A 20,867-nucleotide genomic window follows, 5' to 3' on the forward strand; every position below is an offset into this window, starting at 1 on the left:
TTGAAAAAGCAGCCTGCAGCAATTTTGCTGCAGGCTGCTTTTTCTGGCCGTAAGCGTGCGTTTTGGCTATTGACCGCTACAGCCGCAAGCGCTAAACTAGAAACTATAGGTTGGGTAAGTTTTACAGCTCCTTTGTTATTACAGATGTATCTTTCTATATGGCTTTTGGGTGATGAATTTTGGCTGAACAAATCATGCGAATTAGGGGAAGCTATAGAAGTTAAAATAAGTAAAAGGGGATGATATAATGGAGTTATGGTATACAGAATACCAAACTGAAAATTTGGGCCTTTCCGTTCGGATTAAGGAAACCCTTTATGCCGGCCGGTCAGAATATCAGGAGGTCGCGGTAGTTGACTCGCTTGAATTTGGGCGGATGCTGGTATTGGATGGCGTATTCCAGACCTCGGTTTTTGATGAGTTCATTTACCATGAGATGATTGCCCATGTACCGTTGTTTGTGCATCCTGATCCCAGAACGGTTCTGATTATCGGCGGGGGCGACGGCGGGACGGCCCGCGAGGTTGTTAAACATCAGTCGATTGAAGTGGCGGAGATGGTGGAAATTGACGGCCTGGTTGTTGATGTCAGCAAAAAATACCTGCCTGAGATTAGTGTGGCTTTAAATGACAACCATCCCAAGCTGCAATTGAAAATTGGTGATGGGATCAAGCATATGGAGGAAGTGGAAAACAAATATGATGTTATTATCGTAGACTGTTCTGATCCTATCGGGCCGGGGGCCGGGCTGTTTACCCATGCATTCTATCAGAATGTACATAAGGCCCTCAGGCCTGATGGTTTATTCGTGCAGCAGACTGAATCACCTTTTTTTCATCAGGACCTGATTAAACGGCTTAAGGCCGACATCGCCTCCCTATTCCCCATTACCCGCCTGTATTTGGCTAATATTCCCCTATATCCAAGCGGGTTACATTGCTTTACCATCGGCTCCAAACAATATGACCCCCTCCATACCGACAGGAACCGGATTCCGGATAACCTGGATACACGGTATTACAACCGCGAGCTTCAAAAAAGTTGTTTTGCTTTACCCAACTTTGTGCAAGATTTACTTAAATAAATAGTTTAATAGTGAAGAAAAAAAGCGAGCTGTGGCCGGCTCGCTTTTTGCATTACTGCAGATTTTCAGGATTTAAGCCTGTCAGCTCAGGGAGTGTGAAGCGCCCATCCTTACGGATCAGCTTGTCGTCAAACCGGATTTCACCACCGCCGAAGGCCGGGTTCTGGATACAAACCAAGTCCCAGTGAATGGCTGATGTATTCCCATTAAAGGCGACATCGTAGGCGTTGCCGGGGGTAAAGTGGAAACTGCCTTTAATTTTTTCGTCAAATAAAGTATCCTTCATAGGTTTATCAATGTAAGGATTGACACCTAAGGCAAATTCGCCGATAAAGCGGGCACCTTCATCGGTGTCGAAGATGCTGTTGATTTTGTCAGTGTCATTGGCTGTCGCTTTGACAATTTTCCCGGCTTTAAACTCCAGGCGGATGTTTTCATAAGTAAATCCCTGGTATACAGCCGGCGTATTATAGGTAACAACACCATTCACCGAATCCCTGACAGGAGCGGTATATACTTCACCATCGGGAATATTTCTGAGGCCGGAGCATTTTACCGCCGGAATTCCTTTTATCGAAAAGGTAAGCTCGGTTCCGGGGCCGGTAATACTAACTTTGTCGGTTTGTTCCATGAGGCTGACCAGGGGGTCCATGGCTTTCGCCATTTTGCTGTAATCCAGGTTGCACACATTGAAATAGAAGTCTTCAAAGGCTTCGGTGCTGGTGCCTGCCGACTGCGCCATGGAGGCGTTGGGCCAGCGCAGGATGCACCATTTGGTTTGGGGGACGCGGATATCAAGATGCACCGGCTTTACCCAGTCCTGCTGGTAACGTTGCAGCTGGGCGGCGGGAACATCGGCCATTTCTGTGATATTGAAGCTGGCTCTGATCGCGATGTAGGCATCCATCTCGTGCATACGGGCCTCTTCCCAGGACGCGGTCAGTCTGAGTTGTTCACTGGTTGCACTCAGCAGCAAGGCCCGTTGCAGCCGGCTGTTTTTAAGCTCCAGAAAAGGGATGCCGCCCACCGCGTACGCCTCATCTACCAGGGCCTTAGCCAGCGGCAAGGCATCATCAAACATCTCAATTAATATTTTTTCACCCCGTGCAAGGCTGGTTGAATAACCAATCAGGTTCTTGGCAAGTGTTTTTATCCGTGGATCCAAGGGGTTACCTCCTCTTATGATTTTTGGCTGCTATATCAGTATTTGATGTTTTAACAAAAATATCCTTTTATTTCTAAGGATTTAATACAAACTGCAATAACGATTAAAATATACACGACTACTTGCATTTTTAATTTACCTAGTATATAATTCATTATGTTGTAAGATTCCTCGATAGCTCAGTTGGTAGAGCAATCGGCTGTTAACCGATCGGTCGTAGGTTCGAGTCCTACTCGAGGAGCCAGCTGGCCCGTTGGTCAAGCGGTTAAGACACCGCCCTTTCACGGCGGTATCAAGGGTTCGATTCCCTTACGGGTCACCATAAGCAGCGAACCAGGTTCTCACGAGTCGACAGACGAAATGAGAACCTGTGTGAGTCGCTTAGTTCTGAGCGGTAGCGAAGAACCTCCTTTCCCAAAAATCCAAAACACGGGCGATTAGCTCAGCCGGGAGAGCGCCTGCCTTACAAGCAGGATGTCGGCAGTTCGATCCTGTCATCGCCCACCATGCAAAAGAAGCTTTCAGTCTAACTGAAAGCTTCTTTTGCATTTGTTTGTGAAAAATTTGGCAATCTTAGCATTCTTTGCAGGAAAAGTCTGAATTTTGGCGAATTGTGTCAGAAAAAGGTGGTGACCAATCTTGCTTTCCGGAAGTAAGAATAAAATGGTGTCAAAAATGGTTGGCACCATTCTGATAACAATCATTGGCGGCTTGATTGTTAATTATTTTCATTATCAATATCGGATTGTAATGGTTGGAGAGCGGGACCGTCTGGCTGTAGCGGCCAATTACCTTGATATGTATTTTGATACCAGGCTGGCAGGAATCAAGATGTTAGCTGCCGGCCCAGGTGTTAAGAGCCTTGAGCCTGAGCTGGCCCGAAGCGATTTATTGGCAGCAATGGATGTGCTCGGGGTGGCTAATGTTGCCGTATATGACCGGAATAGTCGCTTAGTTGCCGGCCTGGGGCAGACTTCAGGCGCCGGTGAATTACTGCCTGAGCAAGAGAATAATAAATATTTTCAGACTGTTCTGTCAGGAGAGGCTGTAGTTTCGGACCGAATGGTTTACGGAAGTCTGGAGCATGCTTATATTAGCATATTAGTTCCCGTCACCGATGGCAGTGACCATGTAACCGGCGTTCTAGCAGCACATGTACCTGTTCAGGAAATAAGTAAGTCGGTTGTGCAGGCACAGATGCCGGAGAACCAATATATAGTTGTTATCGATAGCAATGCTCAGGTGATCCACCACCCCCGGCTGGTGGACCTGTATCCTGAGAGCGCCTCATATAAACAACAGTTTACCCGTATGCTGAACAATACATCAGGTATAATGGAATTTAATTCGTTTTTGGATGGGCTGGACAAAGTATTCATATATACGAACTTGAGTAGTGCAAACTGGCGAATGATTATGGTTATGCCGCTTAATGCTCTGCATGCCCGAGTTCTGAGCAAATCGCGGGAAGACGCCGCTAGTTTCTTTTTTCTAGCTATTTGCTTGGGACTTTTATACGGGGTCTGGTGTCAGGCCAAGCGGCACGAGCGGGAGCAGGAACAACTGCGAATGGAGCGGCTGGTCTGCGTTAATCAGTTAGCTGCCGGTATTGCCCATGAAATCAGAAATCCACTTACGGCAATAAAAGGCTTTATTCAGCTGATGGCCCGGCGCAATGACCGGCCGCCGCGGGCAGAGCACCTGGATATTATCGTTGATGAAATTGGCCGGATAGATAGTTTGATTAGTGAGTTTCAAATGCTGGCGCGGCCACCGAAAGAACCGTTATTCGAAAAAGTGAATATTTGCAAGCTGCTGCAGGATGTTACCCTGCTGATGGAGGGGCAGCTGCATAGTAAAAATGCTGCTGTCACGGTAATACTGCCCGTCTTAGGCTGTACTACCGTCGGCGACATCTGCCAGCTTAAACAGGTATTTATTAATTTGTTAAAAAATGCTGTAGAAGCAGTGCCTTATGAGGGGCAGGTTATTGTGGCTATTAGCCGGCAGCAGGGGATGGTGGCGATAACAATAGAAGATAACGGCAATGGCATCCCCCGTGAAATTGTTGAAAAGCTGGGAACTCCTTTCTTTACGACCAAGGAATGCGGCACCGGGCTGGGTTTATCAGTATGTTACAGCATTGTGCAGAATCATGGCGGCAGAATTATCGTTGACAGCCAGGTGGGAAAAGGCACTGTTTTTACTGTACTATTGCCAGTGACAGGGGATGAGAGTGTGCTGCTGACTGTAGATGAGCAATGCCGTTTTGGTGTATAAGATGTCACCGTCTTTGCATAAACCTCGCACTTTTTTATACTTGATATAGAAATATGGTCTAAAAGGCATACGTGGTCAGAAAATCTTATGGAGATATTCACCTAACAATAATCGCTGAGATTCCAGAGATTAGTCAGGAAAAAGATGGCCGGGACATTATTATACAAATGCTGGCCGATGTATCAGATGAACTCTTACATGATTTTCAGCCGCTCAAATAAAATAACAAGGCCACGTTGATAAACGCAGCCTCTAAATATACCTGATACGAGAGTAATATACTCGTCACGCTGGAGAAAGATACGTAAGGTCCTTAGTTCTGCCCAATACCTGTGCATTTGTAATGTTTCGCCTTGGTTGTCCTTGCGTCCGTGCCTAAGTACCAGTTCCTGTATAATCAGCGTATTTCTGCTATTTTTACACAATCAAGAGCGTGCAAGAATCAGACTTGTGCTCTACCATAAGAAAAGACCAGACAAATCATAAGATTCATCCAGTCTTCAACCCTTGAATTCTCTGGCTCGTATGGTGCGCCCGGCAGGAATCGAACCTGCGCTCCCGGTTCCGGAGACCGGTGCTCTATCCCCTGAGCTACGGGCGCATTATGTTGTCTTAGCCACGAATAAGATTATAACACACCCAATCAATCATGTCCAATAAAATCAACATTTTTTTTAAGGTTTTCCCCCGACCGGGAAAACCTTATTTTACGTCGGTTGGTGTCTGGCAATAAGGACACAGGCGCCATTCACGGTTAAGCTCCTTGCCACATGCAGTACAGGCAGGTTTCAGAGAAAAACTGCAATAGGGACACGCCTTAAAATCTTCTTTCACCAGGCCCCCGCACATGGGACATTTAATGGTTTCTTCCACCGGCACGGCCTCAATATCGATAATATCATCGTGGCGGCGCGGTTGCACAGGCTGTTTTCGCCCCAGCAGCAGATATAATGGCAAAAACACAACCAGCGCCGCCAGTGTTCCCACCGACCACAATAACGCTGTTCCGGTCTCATGGCCCCGCCCTTTGGCATCATTATATACCCAATACGCGGCCAGCGCAGCAATCAATAGTCCAAAAGTCGTCATCATCAGCAATCGCCTCCCCTGCAGCATAATTATACCATGCCTTATCCCAACAGGCAAAAGACATCCGTACCTGCAGCTAACCGACCTCAATGCCGCCGTCCTGCCCTGACCGGCAACGCTTTGTTCATCAGTATTATAGCCTGTCCTGTATTAAAATGGCAACTATTTTTTAAATCCCGCCAAAAACAATCACAATTGCGCCAGATACCCGCATACGGCTGAAAATAAACTCCTATCCGGCTTGATATTTCTCCCTTATAAGCCTATTATTAGTAAATAACGTTTTTTAATACAAAGGAGAAGTATATATGCAGCAAGACCAGCAGAAAGAACGACTTTTGACAAAACCATTGCTTCTTTTAACATTTGGGCATTTAATTACCGATTTCGGTCAGGGCGCATTACCTGTACTGCTGCCATTTCTAAAAACAGCCTTTACCCTAAGCTATACGCAGGTCGGCATCATTGTTCTTGTCCAGAATCTAACCTCTTCCGTAATTCAGCCAATATTTGGCTACCTTACCGATCGCGTTTCCCTACCGTGGTTAATCCCTGCCAGTGTGCTGCTCGCAGGCATCGGCTTAGCGATCATCGGCCTCATGCCTTCGTATTATACCTTACTGATAGCTGTAATTATTGGTGGTTTGGGAATTGCCTGTTTTCACCCGCAAGCCTCAAAATCTACCCACCTTATCAGCAGCGCAGCCACCAAGGGCCGCAGCATGGGTCTATTTTCCGTAGGCGGCAATCTAGGGCTGGCACTTGGTTCAATCGCGATGTCAGTAGCGCTTAATGCGCCGGGCGTATTAACAAACACCTTATATTTTATCATCCCGGGGCTAATTATGTCATTCTTGCTGTATAGCAACCTGCAGTATCTTTCACCGCAACAACCAATCGTCCAGCCAGCCGCTGCTTCTCATCCGGCGGCAGTAACCAGACAGCCGCTAAACTACAGCCTGCTCGCCATCCTCTTGGGATTTATATTTATAAGATCCAGCATTCATACCGGCCTGACTACCTATATACCAATGTACTATATCGACTTTTTATCAGGCAGCCCGGTATATGCCAGCTATCTTTTAGCCGTTTTCCTTTTCGCCGGGGTTATCGGCACCTATGCCGGCGCCGCTTTGAGCGACCGCTTTGGCCGGAAAACAGTCATTATGGGTTCTATACTCACCACCTTGCCATTAATCAGTTTATTTCAATACACCAGCGGTTTTGCAACCCTGCTCATACTTGCCTTAACCGGCTTAGCCCTCATATCCTCTTTTGCCACAACCGTAGTTCTCGCCCAGGAAATGATGCCCGGCTATGTCGGCATGGCTTCAGGCCTGACGATTGGCTTCAGCATCGGCCTGGGCGGCATCGGGGCTACTATTTTAGGCTATATCGCCGATCATTTTGGTGTTCCCAGCGTATTTACCGTTTTAGCCGCATTACCGCTTATCGGCGTGGCACTGGCTTCATTTTTGCCTGGCAAGCTGTTTAAACGGTAAATACGCTTGTTTAAAAGCGCAGTACTCTCACAAGTATAGACTGTCCCTAGTAAAGACAAGAAGCTGTCCGGTACATAGTAAACCAAGAGCCCCTGAGAATGTTTTTCATAATTACGTTTTAGCGGATTTTGCGCTAAAAAATCAATGACAGCAATTCTCTAAGCTACAATTATTTTGGGTGATTATAATGTTATATAAAAGGATAAGAGAGCTGCGCGAAGACAGAGATTTTAAAACAAAAGGAAATGGCCTTGATTTTAAATTGCAGTCAAAGAGTGTATAGTAATTATGAGCGGGGCGACTTAGATATTCCAACTGAAATACTAATAAAGCTGGCCAATTTTTATAATGTTAGTATAGACTATATTCTTAATCGAACAGACGTAAAAACCCCTTGAAAACAATATTTTATTGGCAAAGGGCTGTTAAGAACGTTTAACAAGCCTCGCTCTCCGGGAACGGAGGGCGCCGGTTCGATTCCTGCCGGGCGCACCAAAAGAGCGTAAGGCTTTCCAGCGACTTTGCTGGAAGGCCTTTTTAGACGCTTATTGATGAATGACAATTGGGACAATTGGGGACGTTCCTTTTTTGTCAAGAGTTTGTTATGGTAAGAATTTGCGCATAAAGGAACAGCGATACAGTAAGGTATGGAAGCCCCAATCCCTCCTTTACGCGACTTGTTTTTTCGTTTTTTCGAAAACAGGGCTGGTGGATAAACTGGAAGAATACGCGCGTAGTAGTTATAGCGCATCTATTTGGCGAACTTGAGCTGAAACAAGATTTGCGCCAGAGCTGAAAGGGCGCGATGCCATGGTAAAAATAAAAGAGGCGGACTTCGATTCGCCAGATTAAGAGAGTGACCGGCATCTCCCGGGGTGTTGTGGCAAAAAAAAGTTGACAAAAAAGGAACGTCCCGTGCGCCAAGAAGCACACGGAGTATAGCGGGTGGGAATCCCGCCTGGGAAGGCCTAGCCAGTCACCCAGTATCCAGCCTTGGGACTGAAGCGGTAACGCCAGGTCTAAGCGTAGGCAGGAAAGGTAGTAGGGCGAAAGCGCAAGCTGAAGATGTAGAATCCCGAAATCCCTAATGGGAAAGGTCGATGCATGGGACGAGCAGAAGACAATACCGAGTTTAGCGATAAAGGCGAGCTAAGCCCGGCGCCCCGGGATCGAAGGTCTTGGCATGCTACACACTGTTACTCCGTGTGAACTTGGGAGACCCTGCCGCTCTCCGATAGGAGTATGGCCGACAAGTTGAAGACAAGGAAGCCAAATGAGTGGCAGGGAGTCGGATTACGTAGTAGTACCAAGGAAGCAGGGTAATGCCTGCGGAGGGAAGGACGTAACATAGTAGAGCCCTTGGAAAGAGAAACAATGGCTGCACTAGAGGCAGAGAAACCATTGGAAACAAAACTGACATGGATAGCTGAGTTGGCCAAACAATAGCTATGGCTAAGCGTAAGTAAATGCTGCTATGAAGAGCCGGATGCCTTAATAGGGCAAGTCCGGTTCTGTGAGGGGGGCCGTCGCGAGATAGGCCTCTACTCGACCGATTGTCAAATCTCAGAACAATAACAGCCTTGGAAAAAAGACTTGACTGTATGACCGGTATATAGTTTACTCTTATAAACCAGAAGTACGTGGTACATGTTGAAGGATAGATTCCAAAAGACAACTATACTTGTCAATATTTACCTCAAATGATAGGATGAGGTGTGTAATGAGTTAAGTGGTTTACCTTACTATGAATTACATATTGCTAAGTCAGGTGCCCTTTTCAGGGCTTAATAGGGAAGTCCGGTGCAATACCGGCGCGGTCCCGCCACTGTAATGGTGAGCAAACCCGAAGATATGCCACTGGGACAAGAGTCTTGGGAAGGTTCGGGAGAGCTATGATCCAGAGCCAGGAGCACTGCCTGTCTGAAGATCGCCGTTTTGCCTACGAGTGATGGGTGGAGATTACATTTGCGTTTGCTTGCTTTGGAATGTTCCTACGTGAGTCTGCGCAGCTTGTCCATTTACTCCTGGTCCTAGACCAGGAGTTTTTATTTTGGATCAATGCTGTAGAATCCCTCCCCCGGCTGCCATGGACGGGACCCATTTTTTACGTCTCTTTTCTTCTGGCATCAAATGGCCTCAATTTACTCAATTATAGTCACTATATTTTTATCTTGAAAGGAAGAATGCTGATGAAAAAGAAAACAGTTCTGAAAAATCGTATGTTGATGACGGCCATCGTTGCCGGTTTATGCTGTGGGGGCGGCACAGCCGTTTTAGCTGCTGATACAGTGGAGGATTTTACACTTGATTCGATAGTAGTAACGGCTACCCGTTATGAGAAAGCAGCTGTTGATGTTCCTGCATCTACTACCATTTTGACGAATCAAGATTTAAAAAATACTGGTGCTGAGAATATACACATAGCTTTGCAAAAAGTCGCCGGCCTTGCTTATACTACATATGGCCCTAATGGGAATCCCTATTCCACTATGTCAAATTCAATTACTATCCGCGGAGTAAGTAATGGCACCTTGGTATTAATAAATGGAATCCCGATTAATATGTCTGGCAAATATTATTTGGATTCTATTCCGGTAGAGAATGTGGAACGTGTGGAAATAGTAAAAGGTGGCGGCGCTGTTTTATATGGCAGCGAAGCCATGGGCGGCGTTGTAAATATTATTATGAAAAAGCAATTTGAAAATACCGTGTCGGCAGGTATTGGTAATTTTGGACAGCGAAATTATAATGCAACATTTAATTTAGGTAAATTAAATGTTGGCTATAGTAAAGACAAATGGGGCAAACTGGATAAGATTCAAACCAATAAAGACGCTGCCGGGGATAGGAACAGCACTTTTAAGGGTTCTGATAAAAACAGTGTATTTTTAGAATATAATTTTGCTGATAATTTAGCGTTTTTATATAATTACATGGATAATGAAAACGGCTATCAAACATGGTTTGGCGACAATTGGAAAAACAGCAATGCTGCTCAGGCCGGCGATTTGCAAAATGATAAAACCTATACAAACAAGTACCATATAGCGCAGCTTAAATATAGTGAGGAAAATTGGCAGGCCAGTTTGTATTATAACCAAAATGAGCCTATTACAAGAGGGTTTACCAATTATTCCAGTAAAGGAGTCTTGAACCCATCGCTTGATGCGACTGATCAAAAGGACAGGACTTACGGGATTGATGCCCAGAAACATTGGCAGATAAATGATAGGACCAATACTATTTTTGGCTTTAATTATAAAAATGAATATTTTAAGCAATCTAATGCGACTACCTATATGCAGCAGGAAAGAAAAGTTTTTGGTGTGTATGGACAATGGGAACAAAAGCTGAATGATGTAAATTCGTTTATTTTAAGTGCCCGTGAAACCTGGACTGCTGGTGCTGACAAGGATGCAGATTATAGTAATTTTAGCGCATCTGGACAATTTATTCATAAATTAGGTGAAAAGGATAGGGTATATGCCAGTATTGGCCAGTCGTTCATTTTACCTACCTTTAACCAAATGTACGGCAGCACATATAATCTTTTGCCGGCACCGGAATTAAAGCCACAAACCGGCGTCAATTATGAAATTGGCTGGAAAAAAGCTGATGACGGTCATAGCTGGAAGGCTGCGGTATATCATATTGATATTAAAGATAATATTAGTGCAACATGGGAGCCGTCAACAGGTATATCAAAATATAAGAATGAAACTTTTAAAAACACCGGTGTTGAGTTAACCTGTGATATAACCGGGGAAAACGGGTGGTCGTATAGCTGGGGAATTAATTATGGAAATCCTAAAGTAAAAGCCGTAGGCCATAACCTTGTTGCCAAAGAGTATTGGGACAGAAAATATGGACGCTTGCAGTTGACTGGCGGAGTAAGTTATCAAAAAGATAAATGGAGTACAAGCTTAAACGGGACCTATTTAACAGAACGTGTCGGCACGCCCTCGGCTGCGCCTTCTATGAAAATTAAGCCATATTTCTTGACTAGCCTAAGCTCCACTTACAGAATGGATAAAGATAACGAAGTTTCCCTATCTGTAGATAATCTGTTGGATAGAAATGATATTTTAAGCCATACAGGAACTAATTATTATGCAACCCCTTGTAACTACTTATTAAGTTATAAACATAGGTATTAATCTAAAGCAATAAAAAAAGACCGCGCACGTTCGATTCCGGCCGGGTGAACCATAAGAAATTCAAGCCTTCCGGCAATTTGGCTGGAAGGCTTTTTGATGAACGGTATGACAATTGGGGACGTCAGACTGTTTTCGCCCAGTCTGACGTCCCTAATTGTCTGCCTAAAAAAGGAGAGATTTCCCCTCCTTTATCAACTGGCATATTAAACTCAGAATTTATAGGTAACGCTAACGCCCAAGCCTTTGCTTTTGGCATCGAATTCATCACCGGAGTTTTTAAACTCAAGGTTGTCGAATTTTTTATAACGATAGAACAAATTCAGGTCCGTGTTTTCCGCGAGACCATACCCAAGACCTAACTCGTAAGAATAATTGTCATCGCCTAAAGCAATGGTTCCCCAGCCGTTAAGCTTGTCCGACAGTTTGGTAACTCCCGTAACGCCAATTTGCGCAACGGTCGTAGAATCAATGTCGGCGGACCCTAATCCCGATATGGTTAAATCGCCGTTCAGCCGTTGTATACCTACAAAGGCGTAAGCATTGGGATCTAATTTATATAGCAGATTGAGTTCATGCACTTTGCTGTCCACTTTGCCGGTATAACCGTACAAATAGGTGCTACTGGAATCTAAGTTTTGGTATTTATACTGCAGGGCAAATTTGTCACTGAGACCTGTTGTGACACCAAAATCTAAGTTGGTTTTTTTGTCCCAGTCAATTGAATCACCGCTAGCGGATGTTTTTATCTCAGAGCGAATTATGCCGATTTCGGCCGACGAAGTGCCTCTTTCAAAATCGGTATAAGGGGATGCGGACGCGACAACACATGACAGTATCATTGACATCGCGGCGACTAATAATATTTTTTTCACGGTAAACAGCTCCTTTGTAAGTTTTAGCCAGTTGATATTCAATTATATACTTACGGGGGTTCGTGAACAAGGAATAATAAATAAAATTCAAATAATTCTGAGCAATGATAAGTAAATAAAAAGTATTACTTTCCCTGGCTAAGGGCGATTTTAAAGCTACGGGACCTTAATTCCTGCTTGTCTTACCCGCCCGCCGCGGTCTATAATAGCTTTAAGGGAAGGTGTCAGTATGGAAGAATTGTTAAAACAGATTATTGCCCGCCTTGACAGGATGGAAGAAGGTCAACAACAAACAAACAAACGCCTTGACAGGATGGATTCGCGCTTTGACCGAGTGGATTCGCGCCTTGACAAGATGGATTCACGCTTTGACCGAATAGAATCCGACATGGCAAGCGAACGCCAGCAAATTGAAATTAGTCAAATTATTCACGCTCTCAAGCATAATTCAGAGGAAGTTAACGCTCAGCTTCACAATTTAGGCCATAATTTCAGTGTATTGACCGGCGAAGTTTCAAACATTAAGGAAAAGTTTACAAATTTTGAAGAACAAACACACCGCCTGGCAGACGATGTTTCCTTTTTGGTTCGTAAAGCTGCCGAACATGACACCGATATTCGCCGCTTAAAGAAAGTCTAATACCGTCGTTACCACCGGCTATTGTGCCGGTTATTTTTTTGCCTTGAGAGCGGCCCTTTTATTCTATAACAAACCTTAATTTCGAGCGGTATGAACTTAACTGAATTTTCCATACCATATCTCTGCCTTTTCATTATATATGTAATCGGTCTGGGGAGGGAACGCTGCCGGCCGGGCCTAGCCTGCGTCTATTGTAGTTGATAATGAATATTTCTTCCAGCCAGACCTCAAAATAACAGAGAGGGAAAAATGGGAAAAAAATTGTCTATATTCAGTATTTTGCCGTCCGGGATGCCGAGGGCGAATTTCTGGCGTACTTGAGGCCAGGCAGGATATCCAGCCGCTGCAGCAGATTACGGACTAAGTACCTGCCAAAATGTATTACGCCGGACAGGCAGTCAATTTAATAAAGAATAAGTTGATTGTGCGTGTGATTGGATGTTATAAGAGCAAGGGCGCATTCCATTATTTGATGAAAACGATGGGATGCGCTCTTTAGCGCCGAATGTTGCGATCCTTCCAGCGTCAGCCTGCAGGATATCTACATCTACAAAGCGAACAGCACAAACAGCGGTATCATCTTACAATCAGCCGGTTTGCAACTGAGGTGCCGGCCTGTCTAGACCATAAGGGGGAAAGTGTAAATGGGATTGCCTTTTAAACTCAAGTCCAAAGAAGAGAAGTATTGCCGGCACCTGCGGGAAAATACAAAGGAAATAAAAAATGCCACAGCTATCCTGTTTGAGGCCCTGGATAACCCGCTGGCTGTTGCGGACATAATGAGCCGCATGGATGCAGTGGAAGAACAGGCGGATAAAGTGACTGGCCGTATTATGGCATTACTGGAAAAAGCATTTGTCACCCCCTTTGACCGTGAGGACATTTACACCCTGGCGCAAAAGCTGGATGATATCGTTGACCATATCAAGGAAACGGTGGAATGTCTGGCGTTGTACAATGTCGGTCCTGCTCCTGCCGGTGCCATGGAACTGGCGGTTTTAATCGCCAAGGCCGGCCGGCAGCTGGATAAGGCGATGGGACAACTGCCCAAACTTAAGTCCCAGCGCGACAAAATTGAAGCAAGATGCAAGCGGATTGCCGGGCTTGAAGAGCAGGGAGACAAAATTTACCGGCAGGAAATGGTGAGACTGTTTGGTCAGGTCAAAGATCCGATTGAACTGATAAAGTGGAAAGAAATTTTATTACATCTGGAAGATACACTTGATCTCTGTGAGAAAGTAAGCAAGCTCATTCAAGGCATCATCCTGAAATATGCCTAATTGGCAATGCAACGCTCCCAGGTTCCTTTCTGTATACAATACATAGGCCGGCTTTGTTTTGTTTTTGGCGAGGACAGGTGTATGATAAAGTAAGGTTGCCGGGTATTTCGGCAGCACCGGGAGGTGTTCGCAATCCCTGGTTTCACGGAGCATATGCATCCAGGCTGGCCGGGCCTGATTTTGCTTGGCTATCTTATCGGCATAATAACAGGCCTGTTTGGCATTGGCGGCGGCTTTTTATTAACCCCGTCTTTAAAAATAATATTTCATGTTTCCTATCCTGTGGCTATCGGCAGCAGTTTGCTGCAGATTTTTTGCACGTCTTTGTTTTCTGCCTATAAACACTGGCAGCATAAAAAACTTGATACCAAAATGGGTGCCCTTACCGCGGCAGGCAGTCTGATTGGGGCTGAAGGCGGTGTCCGGCTGCTGCGGTTTTTTACTGCGCAACAACCGGTCGCGCTTGGCGGACAGTCTGTGCTGCTAGCAGATTTAATAATCAGTCTGGGGTTTCTTATGTTTTTGCTTCCCACAGCTGTATTTATGTACAGGGAGGCCTGCGCGAGCCGGCAGCGCGGAACTGATGAACCGCAGAGCGAGCTGTGGAATTGTATTAAGAACTGCCAGTGGCCGCCATTAGCGGCATTTGAGCAGTCCCATATACTGAGCTTAAGTATTTGGATGCCGATCCTGCTCAGCCTGTCAGTCGGGCTGCTTACCGGTCTGCTGGGCATTGGGGGCGGGTTTATCAGCTTCCCGCTGTTAGTTTATTGTTTGGGTATGCCGACTAAAACTGCCGTCGGCACAAGTACTCTCCAGGTCCTGGCAGCAAGCGGCTATGGTGCCTTTCGTTATATACAGGCTGGAAATGTGGATTTCCTGCTGGTTTTGCTTATGCTGCTTGGCTCAACGCTGGGAGTCCGTACCGGGGTAAGGTTGTCCCGGCGAATCAACGCCTGTGATACCCGTACCTATTTTTCCGGGTTATTGGTAGTGGCTGTTTTGTTGATTGTGTATGATTTACTTAAATGCTTTATACGGTAATAATCTGCAAACAAAGATAAGAGATATTTAAGGGCCGGTTAAGCACAGGTTTTTGTGCTTAACCGGCCCTTATCTGGCTCAGTGTAAGGAGTGGCGGCAGCCAGCACACACTCACCCTATGTCCTGCTGCGCAAGGTGTTAAAATAATTGTGAGTAAAATTAAAAAAAATATTAACAAAAATTACAAGTTAGATAATATGATTTTTTATATAATAAAACTTGAAAATTATCTTGTAGTGATGATAAAATACTAATAATTAAGCTTTAAGTGTAGTTAACTAAATTTAATAATCTTATGCAAACTTATTGAAAGATAAGGACGCAAAGCTATGGGTCTACGTACTTTGTATATGACTGCCAGGTTGCACCTGCAACCTGGCAGTCATTTTGTCTGTAGTTTTTAATAAAGAATATTGTTAACGAATCCGAATTTAAAAATATTGAATTGCAAATTGAAAAGAAGTGAATCGAACCGTTGACAACTGCGGTATGGCAATAAAGGGATTACCGATTGACTAAATCATTATCAGGGCGGTGAAGTAACCTGTGAAAAAGTTGGTAAGCGTACTGTTGGCAATAACCGCGTTAGCCGGTGTATTTACAGGCAATCCAGGCAGTGATAAGCCGGCAGGAAGGGTATATGCGGCCAAGGCTGTAGCTGAACAAACTGATTTTGCCTATGGGCGGGCCCCGCTGACAGCAAGCAGCATAGCCGCTGCAGCTGCCACCGGCAATAATAAAGAAGACAATACCGGTATTGGCCAACAGGAGAACCCGCATCCTGGTGATATTGACCCGGCAACCTATGCCAGTCTGATCGATGAACTAATGCAGATAGGCCACCGGCGCAGTCATCCGGATCACAAGATGAATATTGACGGTGAAATTCGATTGCATTATGCGCAAAACAGCGGCCCCGGCCGCTGGGACCGGGATGCCGCCGGCATACGGACCCGTCTGGGCTTTAATGCTGATATCTTTCGGGATTGGCGGGCCTATGGCCTGCTGGACGGGCAAAAGAGTATAAGCAATTATAATAATAGATTGAGTCTTGCCCGCCTGTATGTAACGGGAACAATCGGCACAACGGCGCTGCGAGCGGGCTCTTTCGGTTATCTGATGGCGGAAGGCAATGTGTATGACAGTGGATTTGACGGTGCCCGTCTTGACTTTGGCGGACCTGTGAAATATACGCTGAGCTATGGTGAGACTAATGACACAATAAAAACCTATGTGGCCACTGCCCGTTATCAGGATTTTGATTACAATCTGGAGGCCGGTGTGTACCATTATCAGACAGATAGCAGCATTCGCCGGCAAACCACAATCCGCACGCTGAGCGGCAACTATAATTTCAGTAATTTTGGCCTGGGAGCCATGGTTTTGGATTCCAGCGTGAAAGATAACCGGGGTGAGGGTATTGGCTATGTATTCAGTCTTAACTACGGTGATCTGAAAACCTGGCGGCCAGGCACCTATAGAATATTTTATAAATATTACAATCAGCCGCAGGGTACGTATATTGCCCATCAGATGAACGGCAGAGGCAATTCGATGCAGGGCTTTAAGGGCCAGGGCGCAGGCCTTAACTATACCTTGGCCGAAAACCTTGTCGGCGGTATTGAATACTACGATCTGACAGACAAGATAAGCGGGGAAAAGGGCGAAACCTGGTGGAGCCACATCACACATTATTTTTAACTAGTAAGCAGGTGAATTGCGGCAATGAGAAGCATAGAGGGCATTCTTGCCCAACAAGACTATCTGGCTGTTGTCGGCCTGGGCTATGTTGGCCTGCCGCTGGCTGTTGCCTTTGCCGACAAGGTTAAAACGCTGGGCTTTGATAGTAATCAGGAAAAAATTCATATTTACCAACAAGGGGTTGATCCTACCCGGGAAATCGGCGATGAAAAAATCAGCAGCACTACCCTGGAATTTACCACAGATCCGGTAAGGCTAAAAGAGGCCAGGGTGATTATTGTGGCTGTGCCAACACCGGTAAATGGCGATAAAACACCCAATCTGGCGCCTGTTATCAATGCCAGCAAAATAATTGGCCAAAATTTATCACCGGGCAGTATTGTTGTTTTTGAGTCCACTGTGTACCCGGGTGTTACCGAAGATGTCTGTATACCAGTACTGGAAAAAGAATCAGGCCTAATATGCGGTAAGGATTTTAAGGCGGGTTATTCACCCGAACGGATCAATCCGGGAGACCGGGTGCATAAGCTGGAAAATATCTGCAAAATCGTGGCCGGTATCGACACGGAGACCGCAGAGGCCATTACGGCTGTCTATGAGCTGATTATTCAGGCCGGTGTTTATAAAGCACCGAGCATTAAAGTGGCTGAAGCGGCCAAACTGGCTGAGAATGCCCAGCGGGATATTAATATTGCTTTTATGAACGAATTGGCAATGGCCTTTGACCGCATGGAAATCAACACCCAAGATGTGATTGCGGCGATGAACACCAAATGGAATGCCTTGGGGTTTTATCCGGGCCTGGTCGGCGGGCACTGCATCGGTGTCGATCCGTATTACTTTATTTATCAGGCCGAGCTGCTGGGCTATCATTCGCAGATTATTGCCGCCGGCCGCAGAATAAATGACAACATGGCCAATTTTGTTACTGATAACATCATTAAAAAAATGATCCAGGCTGATAAGGATGTTAAAAAATCCAATATTTATATTATGGGGATAACCTTCAAAGAAAATTGTCCGGATATGCGCAATTCGAAGGCTGTCGACGTCTGTAAGCACCTGGCGGCCTATGGCATTAAAGTAAAAGTGGTCGATCCGTTTGTCGATAAAACAGAATGTAAGCAGGAGCTTGATCTGGAGCTGGTAGCGCTAAAGGATGTCCGGCAGGCCGATTGTCTGGTGTTTTTAGTGGCCCATCAGCCGTTCAGGGAGCTGCAGCCGGCAGAGCTGGCCGCCATGTATAAACCGCAGGACCAGCAAACCCGGCCTGTCCTTATTGATATCAAAAGTATATTTCAACAGCAAACCGTGACAGAAAAGGGTTACTGCTACTGGAGTCTTTAAGCATAAGGGGGTGACTCTACGTGAGGAATAAAAAGATGGCAGCATTACTGCTGCTGCTCAGTGTCTGTCTGCTGGCAGGGGGAGTTTTCCTCAAAGATTTGTTTACGGCGCAGACCGGCGATGAATACCCTACTATTACCGATTGGAAGCGTTCTTATCAGGCTGAGGCAGAGATTGCCCAGGCTTTAGAGCAGCTGCAGCAAAGCCCGGATAAAGCAAGTGTTATTAGCCGGGGCAGCAGTGCTCAGCAACAGCTGGCCCTTACCTTCGACGGTCTGGCAGACCGCGGTACGATGCAGCGGATTTTAGACTTACTGGCTAAATATCAGGTTAAGGCCACCTTTTTTGTCGATGGTCTGCAGACGGCCGAAGATCCGCAAACGGTTATCAATATTAAAACAGCCGGCCAGAGAGTGGAAAACTATACCCTGTACGGTATGGGCAAGATGGAGAAACTGCCTGTGGAGCGGCTGATTAAAGATTTTAGTCAGGCTCAGAAAATTATCAGCATCACGACCGGCCAGGGGCCTAATCTTTTAAAATGCAATGATACACAATATACCGACCAGTTGCTGCAAGCGGCCAAAGCCGCCGGCTTTAAAAGCGTTGTCAGCAGTGAATTTTATTTAAACGCCACACAAATAACCTCGTTTGCGGCCGCAGAGGCTTTTGTCGGCACGCTGCGGCCGGGGAGTATTGTTGCCGTTAAGCTCCTGCGTAATGCTGAGCCGGTTATTAATGAACAGGGTTTGGCGGCGGGCGCCCCGGCAGTAGACAAACAGCCGGGGCTGAAAGCGCTGCCGGCATTAACAGACCAACCGGAAACAGCGCTGATCGCTGCCGTGGAAAGGTTTCTCATTGTCCTGAATAAAGCAGATTACGCTACCGTTTATGTGGAGGATTTCTATCAGCACAATGGTGCCGGCACCGCAAAAATAACACCAGCGGTTTCTGGGCCGGCCAAAATAGCTGCTCTTATCCGGGCGCAGGTGGCAGAGCTGTTCGGCAGCCGGACTGCTTATGCGGCGGCAGCGACCGGCGATAACCAGGCCCGGGAAATTAAGACAATATTCACCACTGAGCCGGCAATTGCCTACACGTTCGGCGGCTTGGCCAATGAAACCGCAGTGGCCGATGTACTTGGCAGACTGAAAGAGCTGGACATTAAGGCGACTTTCTTTGTGGCCGAACCGGAAATGCAAAAACATCCCGTTGTGCTGCGGCAGATAATTGCCGACGGCCACGAAATCGGGATTGCGATCAGGCCCAAAAACGGAGAAACCGCAGCTGAAACCGGCAGCACGATTAGGCGGAACCGCCAAGCCCTGCAGGAGCAGTTTGGTGTGGAAACCAACCTGGTAAAACAGCCCTGGGGGGCCGTAACCGCTGCCGCCAGAGAGGCCGTCGCCAGCCTGGAGTGCAGACTGATCGGCCAGGCGGTTAATGTTGTCCAAAGCAAACATCAGGACTATACCTCGGCCGATCAGGTGATGGCCGAGATTTTTGGCAGATCGGTGCATTCTTTGGCCCGTGGTCAGATTGTGCATTTTCGGATGGACTATTATACCAATGACAAGCTGATTGGTGACTTGGCGGCAATTATCAAACAACGGAAGGTCGACAACATTGCCTATGCGACAGCCTTTGATAACCCTGCCAGTAATCCTGCCAATGACTCACAATATAGGATTAAGCCTGTAGGCGAAATTCTTAGCCATACCCAGCTGCTGTACCAGTATCCGGTGGACCCGGCTGCCGTTCCTGCCCACGTAAGCGCCGACAGACCCGGGCTGCGGGTTGATGAGGCTAATGTCCTGCCTGAAGTTTTCAAACGTTATATCGGGAATAAAGACGTTGCTTATGGAAAAAGCACACTGGGTTTTTCGAAAATGGAAGCCCGGCGCCTCGATAACAGTGGCTTGATACACACCGGGGATAATGTTGTTTTCCTTACCTTCGACGACTGGGGAACCGATGCCGCCATCAATAAAATACTCTATGTCCTGCGCAAGCATAAAGCAACCGCGACGTTTTTTATCCTGACCAACAATGTGCTGCATAACCCGAATCTGCTGCGGGCGATTGCCGCGGAAGGCCATAATATCGGCAATCACTCTGATCAGCATAAGCCGATGGCTGCCAGGGATCCCAAAACGGCCGGTCAGGTGATATTGCAGGATAAGCAGGAATACAGCCAGGAATTGGCCTTAGCCTATAAAAAACTGCAGGCTGTCACCGGTGATATGGCTCGGCATAGCCAGCCTTTGCTGACCCGGTTCTTTCGGCCGCCAACCCTGGCTATCAGCAAGGCGGGGGTTGAAGCCGTGTTTGCAGCCGGTTCCGAGTACATTGTTTCCGGCTCGTGCAGCACCAATGATTATAAAGCGGAAAGTGTCCCTCAGCTTGTAAATATTATTAAAGACGGAATTTATACAAAAAACGGGGAAGTGAAAAAAGGCTCGGTTGTGGTCATGCATATGACCGACAGTGCGGCCTATACGGCCATGGCCTTAGATATACTGCTGACTGCCAATGAAGCCAAAGCCGACGCTGATCCTTCTAAGTTTAAAGTCGGCAGGCTGGCCGATTATTTAACAGAGGGCTATTCGCAAATAAACCGTAGACAGACCCTGCAATTAACGGCTCCTGCCGGTCAAAATATATAAGCCTGTGGCCACCAGACAGCAGGAGGATGATCAGGCGGCA

General features: G+C 46.4%; 16 protein-coding genes, 4 tRNA genes and 2 riboswitches. Of the genes, 16 read left to right on the forward strand and 4 right to left on the reverse strand.

Annotation, left to right across the window (positions count from 1 at the left end; all coding sequences use genetic code 11):
- Entirely contained in the window at window positions 1-243 is a 243-nt protein-coding gene (locus SPTER_RS04985) for a hypothetical protein (RefSeq protein ID WP_144349319.1), read from the forward strand.
- Between the two features lie 4 nt (window positions 244-247).
- Window positions 248-1,084 (forward strand): polyamine aminopropyltransferase, encoded by an 837-nt coding sequence (gene speE / locus SPTER_RS04990; protein WP_144349320.1) that lies wholly within the window; start codon window positions 248-250, stop codon window positions 1,082-1,084.
- Window positions 1,085-1,136: 52 nt separating this feature from the next.
- Here the strand turns inward: speE and SPTER_RS04995 are convergent, their stop codons facing one another.
- The gene (locus SPTER_RS04995) at window positions 1,137-2,249 is read right to left on the reverse strand and encodes an aminopeptidase (protein ID WP_144349321.1); all 1,113 of its coding nucleotides are present in this window, start codon (window positions 2,247-2,249) and stop codon (window positions 1,137-1,139) included.
- Between the two features lie 168 nt (window positions 2,250-2,417).
- On the opposite strand from SPTER_RS04995, the gene SPTER_RS05000 reads away from it, so the two are divergent.
- From SPTER_RS05000 to SPTER_RS24560, 5 genes are all read left to right on the forward strand, one after another.
- Window positions 2,418-2,493: transfer RNA gene (locus tag SPTER_RS05000), tRNA-Asn, on the forward strand.
- A 3-nt stretch (window positions 2,494-2,496) separates the two neighbouring features.
- Window positions 2,497-2,571: transfer RNA gene (locus tag SPTER_RS05005), tRNA-Glu, on the forward strand.
- 109 nt (window positions 2,572-2,680) lie between these two features.
- Window positions 2,681-2,756: transfer RNA gene (locus SPTER_RS05010), tRNA-Val, on the forward strand.
- A 168-nt stretch (window positions 2,757-2,924) separates the two neighbouring features.
- A complete protein-coding gene (locus SPTER_RS05015; RefSeq protein WP_170233151.1) occupies window positions 2,925-4,529 on the forward strand; it encodes a PAS domain-containing sensor histidine kinase in 1,605 nt (534 codons plus the stop codon).
- A gap of 71 nt (window positions 4,530-4,600) precedes the next feature.
- Window positions 4,601-4,750, forward strand: a complete 150-nt coding sequence (locus SPTER_RS24560) for a hypothetical protein (protein WP_170233152.1) — start codon at window positions 4,601-4,603, stop codon at window positions 4,748-4,750.
- 305 nt (window positions 4,751-5,055) lie between these two features.
- Here the strand turns inward: SPTER_RS24560 and SPTER_RS05020 are convergent.
- Both SPTER_RS05020 and SPTER_RS05025 read right to left on the reverse strand, forming a co-directional pair.
- Window positions 5,056-5,130, reverse strand: a tRNA-Arg gene (locus SPTER_RS05020).
- Window positions 5,131-5,231: 101 nt separating this feature from the next.
- Window positions 5,232-5,621: a zinc ribbon domain-containing protein gene (locus SPTER_RS05025; protein ID WP_144349323.1), complete on the reverse strand. Its 390-nt coding sequence runs from the start codon at window positions 5,619-5,621 to the stop codon at window positions 5,232-5,234.
- Window positions 5,622-5,926: 305 nt separating this feature from the next.
- Here SPTER_RS05025 and SPTER_RS05030 point away from each other — a divergent pair, with 305 nt between their 5' ends.
- The 3 genes from SPTER_RS05030 (at window position 5,927) to SPTER_RS05040 (ending at window position 11,277) form a co-directional block, all read left to right on the forward strand.
- The gene (locus SPTER_RS05030) at window positions 5,927-7,120 is read left to right on the forward strand and encodes an MFS transporter (protein WP_144349324.1); all 1,194 of its coding nucleotides are present in this window, start codon (window positions 5,927-5,929) and stop codon (window positions 7,118-7,120) included.
- 245 nt (window positions 7,121-7,365) lie between these two features.
- Window positions 7,366-7,518: a helix-turn-helix domain-containing protein gene (locus SPTER_RS05035; RefSeq protein ID WP_246105488.1), complete on the forward strand. Its 153-nt coding sequence runs from the start codon at window positions 7,366-7,368 to the stop codon at window positions 7,516-7,518.
- A 1,351-nt stretch (window positions 7,519-8,869) separates the two neighbouring features.
- A riboswitch (cobalamin riboswitch) is annotated at window positions 8,870-9,054 on the forward strand.
- Window positions 9,055-9,309: 255 nt separating this feature from the next.
- Window positions 9,310-11,277 carry a TonB-dependent receptor plug domain-containing protein gene (locus tag SPTER_RS05040; RefSeq protein WP_170233153.1) on the forward strand — a complete coding sequence of 656 codons (1,968 nt, stop codon included), beginning with the start codon at window positions 9,310-9,312 and terminating at the stop codon, window positions 11,275-11,277.
- 209 nt (window positions 11,278-11,486) lie between these two features.
- Here the strand turns inward: SPTER_RS05040 and SPTER_RS05045 are convergent, their stop codons facing one another.
- Window positions 11,487-12,149: an outer membrane beta-barrel protein gene (locus SPTER_RS05045; protein WP_144349326.1), complete on the reverse strand. Its 663-nt coding sequence runs from the start codon at window positions 12,147-12,149 to the stop codon at window positions 11,487-11,489.
- A gap of 229 nt (window positions 12,150-12,378) precedes the next feature.
- Between SPTER_RS05045 and SPTER_RS05050 the strand changes: the two genes are divergently transcribed.
- From SPTER_RS05050 to SPTER_RS05075, 6 genes are all read left to right on the forward strand, one after another.
- Complete coding sequence (locus SPTER_RS05050; RefSeq protein ID WP_144349327.1) at window positions 12,379-12,789, forward strand: hypothetical protein; 411 nt, start codon at window positions 12,379-12,381, stop codon at window positions 12,787-12,789.
- 644 nt (window positions 12,790-13,433) lie between these two features.
- Complete coding sequence (locus tag SPTER_RS05055; protein ID WP_144349328.1) at window positions 13,434-14,069, forward strand: DUF47 domain-containing protein; 636 nt, start codon at window positions 13,434-13,436, stop codon at window positions 14,067-14,069.
- 153 nt (window positions 14,070-14,222) lie between these two features.
- Entirely contained in the window at window positions 14,223-15,113 is an 891-nt protein-coding gene (locus SPTER_RS05060) for a sulfite exporter TauE/SafE family protein (RefSeq protein WP_144349329.1), read from the forward strand.
- 286 nt (window positions 15,114-15,399) lie between these two features.
- A riboswitch (cyclic di-GMP riboswitch) is annotated at window positions 15,400-15,483 on the forward strand.
- Window positions 15,484-15,659: 176 nt separating this feature from the next.
- A complete protein-coding gene (locus SPTER_RS05065; protein WP_144349330.1) occupies window positions 15,660-16,814 on the forward strand; it encodes an S-layer protein in 1,155 nt (384 codons plus the stop codon).
- A 24-nt stretch (window positions 16,815-16,838) separates the two neighbouring features.
- Window positions 16,839-18,161 carry a nucleotide sugar dehydrogenase gene (locus SPTER_RS05070; protein WP_144349331.1) on the forward strand — a complete coding sequence of 441 codons (1,323 nt, stop codon included), beginning with the start codon at window positions 16,839-16,841 and terminating at the stop codon, window positions 18,159-18,161.
- Window positions 18,162-18,181: 20 nt separating this feature from the next.
- Window positions 18,182-20,827: a polysaccharide deacetylase family protein gene (locus SPTER_RS05075; protein ID WP_144349332.1), complete on the forward strand. Its 2,646-nt coding sequence runs from the start codon at window positions 18,182-18,184 to the stop codon at window positions 20,825-20,827.
- The last annotated feature ends 40 nt before the right edge of the window (window positions 20,828-20,867 follow it).

Source organism: Sporomusa termitida (assembly GCF_007641255.1).
GTDB classification, from domain to species: Bacteria; Bacillota; Negativicutes; order Sporomusales; family Sporomusaceae; genus Sporomusa; species Sporomusa termitida.

Bases quoted from the DNA above. Each gene is read 5' to 3' on its own strand.
- speE (WP_144349320.1), top strand. From the start codon at position 248: ATGGAGTTATGGTATACAGAATACCAAACTGAAAATTTGGGCCTTTCC.
- SPTER_RS05015 (WP_170233151.1), top strand. From the start codon at position 2,925: ATGGTTGGCACCATTCTGATAACAATCATTGGCGGCTTGATTGTTAAT.
- SPTER_RS05025 (WP_144349323.1), bottom strand. From the start codon at position 5,621: ATGATGACGACTTTTGGACTATTGATTGCTGCGCTGGCCGCGTATTGG.
- SPTER_RS05030 (WP_144349324.1), top strand. From the start codon at position 5,927: ATGCAGCAAGACCAGCAGAAAGAACGACTTTTGACAAAACCATTGCTT.
- SPTER_RS05035 (WP_246105488.1), top strand. From the start codon at position 7,366: ATGGCCTTGATTTTAAATTGCAGTCAAAGAGTGTATAGTAATTATGAG.
- SPTER_RS05040 (WP_170233153.1), top strand. From the start codon at position 9,310: ATGAAAAAGAAAACAGTTCTGAAAAATCGTATGTTGATGACGGCCATC.
- SPTER_RS05050 (WP_144349327.1), top strand. From the start codon at position 12,379: ATGGAAGAATTGTTAAAACAGATTATTGCCCGCCTTGACAGGATGGAA.
- SPTER_RS05055 (WP_144349328.1), top strand. From the start codon at position 13,434: ATGGGATTGCCTTTTAAACTCAAGTCCAAAGAAGAGAAGTATTGCCGG.
- SPTER_RS05060 (WP_144349329.1), top strand. From the start codon at position 14,223: ATGCATCCAGGCTGGCCGGGCCTGATTTTGCTTGGCTATCTTATCGGC.
- SPTER_RS05070 (WP_144349331.1), top strand. From the start codon at position 16,839: ATGAGAAGCATAGAGGGCATTCTTGCCCAACAAGACTATCTGGCTGTT.